The following is a 12401-nucleotide window of genomic DNA, read 5'->3' on the forward strand; positions in this document are numbered from 1 at the left end:
GCGGGTTTCCGTAGTTGAGTGCCGGAATGCGCCGCGGCGGGCGGCCCGGTGGCCGCCCGCCGTGACGTTCTGTTCCTGTGCGCTGGTCAGGTGTGTGCCGTGGTTACGCCTCGCCGAGGGTGGCGAGCCATTCCTTGACGATCCGCGCGGTCTCCGGAGCGTCGTCGCGCACCATGGAGAAGTGGTCGGCTTCCACGAGGCGCACCTCGGCCGTCGGGAACGCCTTGCTCTTCGTGTCCTCGGCCGCAGCGGCCGCGATGGCCTCCAAGGCGACGGTCTCCCGGGTGGCGCGGACGACCAGCACGGGGGCGGTCGTGTGCGATACCTCAAGTTGGCTGAGCAGGTTCATCCACCGTCCCATGCCGGACAGCCTGGAGTTCGTCATCCGCACCGGCGATTCCTCGTCGACCCGGAAGTTGTGGTGCATCAGCCTGTCGTAGTCGATCTCGTCCTCGTCGTCGTGCCGGATGCTGACCGAGTCCAGCAGCACCACCGCTGCGGGCTTGATGCCCCAGGTGGCCTCCAGCAGACCGGCGGCGGCGTAGGCGTAGGTACCGCCGGAGGAGTGCCCGGTGAGGATGAACGGGTTGCCGTCGCTCGCGCGCAGGGCGCTCTCCGCGATGGTCCTGACCGCGGTCATCACCGTGGTCGGTACCCGTTCCCCGGCGGCGAAGCCGACCAGGGGCAGCGCGCAGACGTGCCGTTCGCCCCGGAAGGGTGCGGCGAACCTGGCGTACTCGTGGACGCCGCCGTTGGCGGTGGGTGTGCTGACGCAGATCATCCGCGGTTCGGCGGGGCCTTCGGCGAGCGTGGTCGGCAGCGGCAGTTCCTCCAGTTCGGCTGTGTTCTCGAAGGTCTGGCGCAGGCCGGTCAGGGCCCGCAGCATGAGCCTGGCCTCCGGGAACTTGCCGTTGTCCATGGCGTCGAGGAACAGCCGCTCCAGCGAGTCGGGTTCCGGCCCGGCCAGGAGCAGGCTCCCCGCGGACGCGGAGCCGGCGAGTCCGGGCTGTGCGGCGAATTCGCTGCGCAGCCGTGCGCCGAGGTCGGCGGAGGTCTTGGTGTCGAAGACCAGTGTCGCCGGCAGTTGCAGTCCGGTGGCCGTGGCGAGCCGGTTGCGCAGCTCGATCGAGGTCAGCGAGTCGAGACCGAGTTCGTAGAAGTCCCGGCGGGGCTCGATCTCCGCCGGGGACGCGTAGCCGAGGATGAGGGCGGCCTCGCCGCGGACGAGGTCGACGAGGTGGCCGACGCGCTCGCCTTCCGGCAGCTCCAACAGTTGCTGGGCGAAGGTGGCCGGGGTGCCGGACGTGCTCGTGGCGTTCGAGGCGGTCCGCCTGCTGGGGCGGACCAGGCCGCGGAACATCGGCGGAATCTCCCCCTGCGGCACCCGGGCGCCGGGGATCAGGCCCACCGCCATCACGACGGGCTCGACGTAGTCGCGAGCGCTGTCGAACAGTTCCATGCCCTCCTTGATGGAGACCGGCGCCATGCCGTTGAGCCGCATGCGCGCCACGGTGGCCTGGTTCAGCGATTCGGCCATGCCGCCGCCGTCCCAGTGGCCCCACACCAGCGACTGGCCCGGCAGGCCCAGGGCGGCGCGGTGCCGGACCAGGCCGTCGAGGAAGGCATTCGCGGACGCGTAGTTGGCCACGCCCGGGGCGCCCAGCACACCGGAGACGGAGGAGAACATGATGAACCCGGCCAGGCCGAGGTCCTTGGTGGCCTCGTGCAGATGCCAGGCGGCGTCCACCTTCGGGCGCAGCACCGGCGTCAGGCGCTCCGGAGTCAGCGCGGTCACCACGCCGTCGTCGAGGACACCGGCGAGGTGGACGACCGCGGTCAGCGGGTGCTCCGCCGGGATGGCGGCCAGGAGTCCGGCGAGCGCGTCCGGGTCGGCCGTGTCACAGGCCGCGATCGTGGGCAACGCGCCCAACTCCCGTAGTTCCTCGGCGAGTTCGTCCGCACCGGAAGCCTTCGGGCCGCTGCGGCTGACCAGCAGCAGGTGCCGGGTACCGTTCGCGGCGAGCCACCGGGCCAGTTCGATGCCGAGGCCGCCGGTACCACCGGTGATCAGTACGGTCCCCTCGGGGTCCCACTGCGACGGCCGTGTCTCGGCGTCGGTGGGCAGCCACGCCAGCCGCCCCATGAGCACCGCCTTGTCGCGCACGACGAACTGGGTCTCGCCGGAGGGCAGCAGGCCGGGCAGCGCCTCGACGAGCACCGCCAGGTCGCCGCCGTCACCGTTCTCGTCCAGCTCCTCGACGTCGGCCAGGACGAAGCGGCCGGGGTGTTCCGCGATCGTCGAGCGCACCAGGCCCCAAAGGGCGGAACCGGCCAGGTCACCGCCGTCCACCGCACCACGCGTCAGGAACACCAGCTGGGAGGTGGTGAAGCGTGCGTCGGCGATCCACTCCTGCGCCAGCAGCAGAGCCTGGGTCGTCAGTTCGTGCACGGCCGCCGGGAAGCCGTCCTGTGCGCGGGGCACGGGAACCACGACCAGGTCCGGGGTGCCCGTGATGTCGGCGAGTGAGGCGGTTCCCAGGGGCGCCAGGACGGTGCTCCGGAGACCGGGTACGTCCTCTGTACGCGGTGCCGGGATCCACTCCAGGCGCAGTAGCCGGTCCCGCTGCCTGCGGACGGCCCGCTTGGGGGCTTCCGCCAGGGCGCGCAGCGTGACGTGGCGCGCCGACAGGACGGGTTCCCCGGCGGCGTCGACCGCCGTGACGCTGACGGAGTCCGCACCCGTCTTCGTGATCCGTGCCCGTACCGCCGAGGCGCCGGTGGCGTGCAGCGACACGTCCTTCCAGGAGGCGGCGCAGGAGAGGTGCTCCTCGTCGCCCGCGCCGCTGAACGCGGTGCCGTGCAGGACCGCTTCGAGCAGTGCCGGGTGCAGGCCGAAGGACGGGGCGTCGGAGGCGAGGCCGTCCGGGAGTTCGGTTTCGACGAACGTGTCGTCGCCGCGGACCCAGGCCGCTTGCAGCCCGCGGAAGGCGGCGCCGAACTCCGTCCCGTCGTAGTAGCCGTCCACGTCGGCGTCGGAGGCGTCGCGGGGCGGCCAGTCGGACGCGTCGAAGTCCGCGGTGTGCTCGCCGGTGGTGAGGGTGCCGGTGGCGTGCCGGGTCCACGGTTCGTCCGGTGTGGCCTGGGGCCGTGAGAAGAACCGGATCTGCCGGTCGCCCTCGTCGTCGGGGGCGCCCAGCCACACCTGGAGCACCAGGGCCGTGCCGTCGGTGAGCGCCAGCGGTGTGTCGAGGGCGAGTTCGGCGACGCGGTCGCAGCCGAACCGGTCGCCGGCCCGGACTGCCAGTTCGACGAAGCCGGAGGCCGGGAAGACGGCCGTGCCGCCCGTCACGTGGTCCTTGAGCCAGGGGTGGGTCTCCATCGAGAGGCGGCTGGTGAACAACATGCCGTCGCCGTCCGCCAGCGGCACCGCCGCGCCGAGCAGCGGGTGCTCGGTGGGCAGCAGACCCGCGGAGGTCACATCGCCCGCCAGTGCCCTGCTCTTCGGCCAGTACCGCTGGCGCTGGAACGGGTAGGTGGGCAGGTCGACGTGGCGGGCGCCGGTGCCGTCGAAGATCCTGGCCCAGTCCGCGTCGACTCCGGCGACGTGCAGCTGCGCCAGGGTGGTGAGCAGGGCCGTCTCCTCGGGGCGGTCCTTGCGCAGGGCGCTGACGGCGAAGACGGTGCCGTCGCTGCCATCCACGTTGTGCGGGACCATCCCGGTCAGTGTCCCGTCGAGGCCCAGCTCCAGGAAGGCCGAGACGTCCTCGGCGGCCAGGGTGCGTACCGCGTCGGCGAAGCGGACGGGCTCGCGGACGTTGCGGACCCAGTAGTCGGCGCAGCGCATCAGGTCGTCCGAGGCCCGTTCGCCGGTCACGGTCGAGACGAGGGGGATGCGCGGCTCCTGATAGGTGAGGCCCTCGGCCACCTTGCGGAAGTCGTCCAGGATCGGGTCCATCAGCGGGCAGTGGCCGGCGACCCGCACGGCCACCTGCCGCGTCTTGCGGCCCTCGGCGGCGAATGCCTCGGCGATGCGCTGTGTGGCGGGTCCGTCGCCGGCGATGACGACGGCCTGCGGTCCGTTGATCGCCGCGATCGAGACGCCGTCGACGAGCCGCGCGGTTGCCTCCTTCTCGCTCGCCTGGATCGCCACCATGATGGCGCCCTGGCCCTCAAGGGTGTTCATCAGCCGCCCGCGGGCGGCCGCCAAGGTGCAGCCGTCCTCCAGCGAGAGGACCCCGGCGACGTGCGCGGCGGCGATCTCTCCGAACGAGTGCCCGCCGACGAAGTCGGGGCGGACGCCCCAGGATTCGACGAGCCGGAACAACGCCACCTGGATGGCGAACATGGCCGGCTGGGTGAACACGGTCCGGTCCAGCCGCTCGGCGTCGGTGAGCATCACCTCCCGCACCTCGTCGTCGAAGTGGGCCAGTGCCGCGTCCAGTGCCTCGGCGAACACCGGGAACCGGTCGTACAGTTCGCGGCCCATCCCGACCCGCTGCCCGCCCTGGCCCGGGAAGAGCATCGCCAGCGAACGGTCCTCGGCCGTACCGCGCGCCACCTCGTCCCCGGGGGCCCCGGCCAGCAGCACCGCGCGATGCTCGAACAGCGGCCGCCCGGTGGCCAGCGAGAAGCCCACATCGGCCGGCGCGAGTTCCGGCCGCTCACCGACCCAGTCCCGGAGCTGCCCGATCCCGTCGGCCAGCGCCTGGGGCGACCTGCCCGACACCAGCCACGGGACGGCCTGCGGCTCGACGGGCCGGGTGTCCCGGTCCGTCCGCTCGGCGCTCTCCGGTGCCTGTTCGAGGATGGCGTGGGCGTTGGTGCCGCTCATGCCGAAGGAGGAGACCGCGCCGCGGCGCGGGCGGCCGGTGTCCGGCCAGTCGGTCTGCTCCGTGAGGAGCTTGACGTCGCCCGCCGTCCAGTCGACGTGCGAGGAGGGCGTGCCGATGTAGAGGGAGCGCGGCAGCACACCGTGCCGCAGCGACAGGACCATCTTGATGACGCCGGAGACGCCGGCCGCCGCCATGGTGTGGCCGATGTTCGACTTGAGCGAGCCCAGCATCAGCGGCTGTCCCTCGGCCCGGTCCTGACCGTAGGTGGCGAGCAGCGCCTGGGCCTCGATCGGGTCGCCGAGCGAGGTGCCGGTGCCGTGCGCCTCGACGGCGTCCACGTCGCCCGTCGAGAGCCCGGCGTTCGTCAGGGCCTGGCGGATGACGTGCTGCTGGGACGGGCCGTTCGGGGCCGTCAGGCCGTTGGAGGCGCCGTCCTGGTTGACGGCCGAGCCGCGGACGACGGCGAGGATCTCGTGTCCGTTGCGGCGGGCGTCGGACAGCCGCTCCAGGACGAGTACGCCCACGCCTTCGGCCCAGCTCGTACCGTCGGCGTCGTCGGAGAACGCCTTGCACCGGCCGTCCGACGCCAGCGCACCCTGCCGGCTGAATCCGGCGATGCTCATCGGCGTGGACAGCAGCGTCACACCGCCGGCCAGCGCCAGCGAGCATTCACCGCTGCGCAGTGCGTGGGCCGCCAGGTGGAGCGAGACGAGCGAGGAGGAGCACGCGGTGTCGACGGTGAGGGCCGGGCCCTCCAGGCCGAACGTGTAGGAGAGACGCCCGGAGAGGACGCTGCCGGCGAGCCCGGTGCTGGCGTGGGCCTCGACGTCCTCGCTGGAGTTCATCAGGATGCTGCCGTAGTCGGAGCCGCTGGTGCCGACGAAGACTCCGGTCTCGGTGCCCCGCAGGGACACCGGGTCGATGCCGGCCCGCTCGATGGCCTCCCAGGAGGTCTCCAGCAGCAGCCGCTGCTGCGGGTCCATCGCCATGGCTTCGCGAGGGGAGATGCCGAAGAAGGGGGCGTCGAAGTCGCCGAGGTCGTCCAGGAAACCGCCCCTGGACGAGGAACTGCGGCCCTGGTCGCCCTCCGCCCCGCCGAGCAGGCTCTCCAGGTCCCAGCCGCGGTCCGTCGGGAAGGCGGAGATGCCGTCGCGTCCGTCGACGACGAGCCGCCACAGGTCCTCCGGGGACCGCACACCGCCGGGCAGCCGGCAGGCCATGCCGACGATGGCGACCGGATCGTCGGTGGACGCCGTGCTGATCGCGGCGGGGGCGTGGGCCTCGTCGTGCTCGTCGAGGAGGACGGCGATGAGGTGGCCGGCGAGTGCGGTGGGGTTGGGGTAGTCGAAGACGAGGGTGGCGGGCAGCCGCAGGCCGGTGGCCGTGGAGAGCCGGTTGCGGAGTTCGACGGCGGTCAGCGAGTCGAAGCCCAGGTCGTGGAAGTCCCGCCGGATGTCGATCGCCTTGGCCGAGGCGTGCCCGAGCACGGCGGCGGCCTCGGTCCGTACGAGATCGACCGTGAAGGCGCTCCGCTCGTCCGGGGTCAGCTCCGTCAGTCGCCGGGTCAGTCGCAGGACCGCTCCGGTGCCGCCGACGGAGACCGCGGCCGTACGGCGGGCGCCCTTGACCAGGCCCCGCAGCACCGGCGGTACGGTGCCGCGGCTCCGGGCGCCCGTGGCCAGGGGCCCGACCGGGACGAGGTGCGCCTCGTCGGTCGCGGTCGCGGCGTCGAACAACGCCAGTCCCCGCTCGACCGACAGCGGCGGCACGTCCAGGGACACGATCCGCTCGGGTTCCGCGGCGGCCGACGCCCGCGTGTTCCCGTCCTTCTTCACCCAGGCGCCCCAGGCGAGGGACTGGGCGGGCAGGCCCTGCGCCGTACGGTGGCGGGCCAGCGCGTCGAGGAAGGCGTTGCCCGCGGCGTAGTTGCCCTGACCCGGAGTGCCCAGTACGCCCGAGATCGACGAATACAGCGTGAACGCGGCGAGGTCGAGGTCCTTGGTGGCTTCGTGCAGATGCCAGGCCGCGTCCACCTTCGGACGCAGTACGGCCGACAGCCGCTCGGACGTCAACGACGCCGCCTCGTCACCGTCGAGGATGCCAGCGGTGTGGATCACCGCGGTCAGCGGGTGCGCGGTCGGAACGGCGGCCACCAGTCCATCGACGGCAGCCCGGTCGGCCATGTCACAGGCCCGCACGGTCACCTCGGCGCCGTGGACGGCCAGTTCATCCCGCAGTTCGGCGGCACCCGGGGCGTCCGGGCCACTGCGGCTGACCAGCAGCAGGTGGCGGATGCCCCGCTCGGTCACCAGGTGCCGGGCCAGCTCGCCGCCCAGCCCACCGGTGCCGCCGGTGATCAGCACCGTGCCGTCCGGGTCCCACGCCCGCGGCAGAGTCAGCACGATCTTCCCGATGTGCTGCGCCCGGCTCATGGACCGGAACGCCTCCGGCGCCCGCCGCACATCCCAGGAGGTCACCGGCAGCGGACGCAGCGCGTCCTGGGCGAACAGCTCCAGCAATGCGCCGAGCATGTCCCGGGTGCGCTCCGGACCCGCTTCCGCGAGGTCGAAGGCGCGGTAGTGCACTCCGGCGGCGGACCGGGCGTCACGGATGTCCGTCTGGCCCATCTCCAGGAAGTGGCCGCCCGGGGTGGTCAACCGCAAGGAGGCGTCGATGATTTCGCCCGTGAGGGCGTTGAGGACGACGTCCACGCCGCGGCCACCGGTGACCGCCCGGAAGCGCTCCTCGAAGTCGGTCGTGCGGGAGGAGGCGATGTGGTCGTCGGCGATACCCAGCTCGCGCAGCGTGTCCCACTTGCCCTCGCCGGCTGTGGCGAACACCTCGGCACCAAGGTGCCGGGCCAGCTGGATCGCGGCCATACCCACACCGCCGGCCCCGGCGTGCACCAGGACCGACTGGCCGGGCTGGAGATCGGCGAGGTCCTTCAAGGCGTAGTACGCGGTCAGGAAGACCATCGGTACGGAGGCGGCCTGGGCGGCCGACCAGCCCTCGGGGATACGGGTCAGCAGCCGCTCGTCGGCGACCGCCTCAGGGCCGTAGCCGCCGAAGACCAGGCCGGTCACGCGGTCGCCCGGGTGCAGTCCGCGTACGCCGGGCCCGGTCTCGGTGACCACACCGGCGGCCTCGGCACCCAGCGGTCCGGCTTCGCCCGAGTACATGCCCAGGGCGTCCAGGACGTCGCGGAAGTTGACGCCGGCGGCCTGCACCTGGATGCGGACCTGGCCCTCGGTGAGGGGCTCCAGGACTTCCGGGCAGGGAACGAGAGCCAGGTTGTCCAGGCTGCCCTTGGCCGCGCTGCTCAGCCGCCACGGCACGTCGGCGGGCGGCAACAGCCCCGCACTGCTGCCGAGCGGAGCCAGGCGCGCCACCCGGACGGCACCGTCGCGGACCACGAACTGGGCGTCGTCGGTGGCCAGCAGACCCGGCAGGTCCGCAAGCACCCCGGTCAGGTCTCCGTCCTGACCGTCCTGACCGTCTTCGAGGTCCAAGAGCGCGATCCGCCCGGGATTCTCCGACTGCGCCGAACGCACCAGACCCCACACCGCGCCCGCGGCCACATCCCGTACGGACTCGCCCTCGACGGCGGAGACGGCGCCACGGGTGACGAACACCAGACGCGCGGCTGCGGGCTCCTCCTGCCCCGCCCACTCCTGGAGCAGGCCCAGGACCCGGGAGGTGAGTTCGTGCGCCGCGGCGGGTACGTCGTCGCCCGTACCACCGGACACGGGGACCACCACGAGGTCCTCGTCGCCCGTGAGATCCGCCAGGGACGCGACCGACGCGCCCACACCCAGCTCATCGGCGCCCAGGGACACACACCGGACTTCGGAGGACTGCACCTCGGGCGCCGCCACCCAGTCCAGCGACAGCAACGCGCCGAATTCCGCGCGACGCTGTGCCATCAATGGGGTTGCTGCATCGGCCAGTTGGCTGCGAAGGATGAGCGCCTCGGCGGACAGGACGGGTGCGCCTTCGACGTCGACGGCCGCGAGGGACACCGAGTCGTCGCCGGTCTTCACCACCCGGACCCGCAGCACCGCCGCTCCCCCAGCATGCAGTGACACACCCCGCCAGGCGAACGGCAGAAGGAGTTCCTGCTCGCTGCCGACCCCGGCCAGCCGGTGGGACTGGAGCACCGCGTCCAGCAGCGCCGGGTGGATCCCGAAGGACTCGGCCTCCTCGGCGGCCGGGGTCGGCAGTGCGGCCTCGACGAAGACCTCGTCCCCGCGCCGCCACACGGCGTGCAGGCCCTGGAAGGACGGGCCGTACCCGGTCCCGTCGTAGAAACCCGCCAGATCCACAGCCACCGCGTCCTCCGGCGGCCAGGCCCCGGAACCGAAGTCCGCGATCCGCTCACCGCTGGTCAAGGTGCCGTGGGCATGCTGAATCCACGGCTGATCAGCGGATCCGTCGGCGGGTCCGTCGGCGGGTCCGTCGGCGGGTCCGTCGGCGCGCGAGTGCACCGAAATCGTCCGGGCACCCGCCTCGTCCGGGGCACCGACCAGCACCTGGACCTGTGCGCCTCCGTCCTCCGTGAGCGTCAGGGGCGTGAGCAGGACGAACTCCTCGACCCGGTCGCAGCCGACCTGGTCGGCGGCGCGCATGGCCAGCTCCAGGAAGCCGGTGGCCGGGAAGAGAACGCTGCCCCCCATCCTGTGGTCGGCCAGCCACGGATGCGCCTGCAACGACAGCCTGCCCGTGAACACCATCTCGCCGGAGTCGGCAAGAGTGAGGGTCACGCCGAGGAGCGGGTGCTCGGCCGGGAGGAGCCCAGCACCGGTGACGTCCCCGGAGAGCGCGGCAGGCCGGGGCCAGTACCGCTCGTGTTGGAAGGGATAGGTCGGCAGTTCCACGCGGCTGGCCCCCGTGTCTGCGAACCATGCGGCCCAGTCCACCGCCACACCCGTCACATGCAGGCGCGCCAGCGCCGTCAGCAGCGCCGACTCCTCGGGACGGTCCTTGCGCAACGCACTGACGAACACCGCAGCCTCGTCCGCACCATGCTGCGCCATCGCCGTCAACACACCATCCGGACCCAACTCCAGGAAGACCGAAGCACCTTCAGCCTCAAGCGCCCGCACACCATCCGCGAAACGCACCGTCTCCCGCACATGCCGCACCCAGTAGTCAGGCGAGCACACCAACTCCTCGGAGGCGAGTTCCCCCGTCACGTTCGAGACGATCGGGATCTCCGGTGCCTTGAACGACAGGCCCTTCGCGACCTTCCGGAAGTCCTCCAGCATCGGCTCCATCAACACCGAGTGGAAGGCATGACTCACCGACAGCCGCCGCGACTTGTGCCCCTCACCCGCCAGTTCCTCGGCAATCCGCAGAACCTGGGACTCCTCCCCGGCGAGCACCACTGCCTCGGGACCGTTGACCGCCGCGATCGACACCCCGTCGACCAACCGCGGCCGAACCACACTCTCAGCAGCCTGGACGGCCACCATCGCACCGCCCACCGGCAACGCCTGCATCAACCGCGCCCGCGCCGCCACCAGCACACACGCATCCTCCAGCGACAACACCCCCGCCACATGCGCCGCCGCGATCTCGCCGATCGAATGCCCGGCCACAAAGTCCGGACGAACCCCCCAGGACTCCACCAACCGGAACAACGCCACCTCGACGGCGAACAACGCCGGCTGCGTAAACCCCGTCTCGTCCAAACCCTCCACATCACCGAACATCACGTCCCGAAGCCCGGCCTCGAAACGCTCCAACACCGCATCCAACGCCCCCGCGAACACCGGGAACCGGCCGTACAGCTCCCGGCCCATCCCCACCCGCTGCGCACCCTGCCCCGAGAACAGCACCGCGGTCTTTCCGGCCGTGTCCTCGGCGAAGCCGCGTGCCACCTCGACGGTCTCGTCGCCCTCGGACAGCAGTACCGCACGGTGCTCCAGGTGCGCCCGGGTGGTGGCCAGCGAGAATCCCAGGTCGACCGGCGACAGACCGGTCAGCGCGGTGATCTGCTCGCGCTGTGCGGCGAGCCCATCCTCGGACTTGCCCGACACCAGCCACGGCACGACCGCCGGCGCAATCACCGGCGCGAGCTTCGGAGCGGCCTTCGGCTCACGGTCGCCCTGCTCGTTTTCGTCCTGATCGCTCTCGTCCTGCTCGCCGGGTTCCTCGGCGAGCGGTGCCTGTTCAAGGATGACGTGGGCGTTGGTGCCGCTGATGCCGAACGACGACACGCCCGCCCGCCACGGCCGGTCGGCCTTGGGCCACTCCCGGGACTCCGTCAGCAGTTCCACCGCACCGGATTCCCAGTCCACATGCGACGACGGCACATCGGCGTACAGGGTCTTCGGCAGGACGCCGTGCCGCAGCGCCAGGACCATCTTGATGAGTCCGGCCGCGCCGGCGGCCGCCTGCGTGTGGCCGAGGTTGGACTTCACCGACCCCAGCAGCAGCGGGCGTTCGGGGTCACGATCCTGACCGTAGGCGACCAGCAGGGCCTGGGCCTCGATCGGGTCGCCCAGGGTCGTGCCCGTGCCGTGCGCCTCGACGGCGTCCACGTCCGAGGGGGAGAGACCGGCGCTCGCCAGGGCCTGCTGGATCACCCGCTGCTGGGACGGGCCGTTGGGGGCCATCAGGCCGTTGGAGGCGCCGTCCTGGTTGACGGCCGAGCCGCGGACGACGGCGAGGATCTCGTGTCCGTTGCGGCGGGCGTCGGAGAGGCGCTCCACCACCACGATGCCGACGCCTTCGGACCAGCCGGTGCCGTCGGCGTCGTCGGAGAACGCCTTGCACCGGCCGTCCGACGCCAGCCCGCCCTGCCGGCTGAATCCGGCGAAGCTCATCGGCGTCGACATCACCGTCACACCGCCGGCCAGCGCCAGCGAGCACTCGCCGCTGCGCAGTGCGTGGGCCGCCAGGTGGAGCGAGACGAGCGAGGAGGAACACGCGGTGTCGACGGTGAGGGCCGGACCCTCCAGCCCGAAGCTGTACGAGAGCCGCCCGGACAGGATGCTGCCCGCCAGTCCGGTGCTGCCGTGGCCCTCGATGTCCTCGCGGGAGTTCAGCACGGCATTGATGTAGTCGACGCCGCTCGTGCCCACGAAGACGCCGGTGCGGCTGCCACGCAGAGCGGTCGGGTCGATGCCGGCGCGCTCCAGCGCTTCCCAGGAGGTCTCCAGCAGCAGCCGCTGCTGGGGGTCCATCGCCACGGCTTCACGGGGTGAGATGCCGAAGAAGCCCGCATCGAACGAGGCGGCGTCGACGAAGCCGCCTTCGGCGGTGGCGCTGCTGCCGCCTCCCTCACCGCTGAGAATGTCGAGGTTCCAGCCACGGTCCGTGGGAAATGCCGAGATGCCGTCGCGGCCGTCGTCCAGCAACTGCCAGAGGTCTTCCGGCGACCGCACTCCGCCCGGCAGCCGGCACGACATTCCGACAATGGCTATCGGCTCCTGCTTGGCGGACTCAGCCTCCCGAAGCCGTTGGCGGGTCTGGTGCAAGTCGTTCGTGACCCACTTGAGGTAATCGACGAGCTTGCTGTCGTTCGGCATGGCGTGGAACCTTCCGTGTAAATGCTGGGGCACTGAC

The 12401-nt window shown here is 71.8% G+C and carries 1 protein-coding gene; it reads right to left on the minus strand.

Features of this window, described 5'->3' with window-relative positions; genetic code table 11:
• Positions 1-103: 103 nt before the first annotated feature.
• The gene (locus ACSHXC_RS05260; protein WP_438290419.1) at positions 104-12364 is read right to left on the minus strand and encodes an SDR family NAD(P)-dependent oxidoreductase; all 12261 of its coding nucleotides are present in this window, start codon (positions 12362-12364) and stop codon (positions 104-106) included.
• Positions 12365-12401: the final 37 nt, after the last annotated feature.

This window comes from Streptomyces sp. HUAS TT7, assembly GCF_051550175.1.
GTDB lineage: Bacteria > Actinomycetota > Actinomycetes > Streptomycetales > Streptomycetaceae > Streptomyces.

What these genes read in the sequence shown, in the direction of transcription:
- ACSHXC_RS05260 (WP_438290419.1), bottom strand. Translation starts at nt 12,364, where the DNA reads ATGCCGAACGACAGCAAGCTCGTCGATTACCTCAAGTGGGTCACGAAC.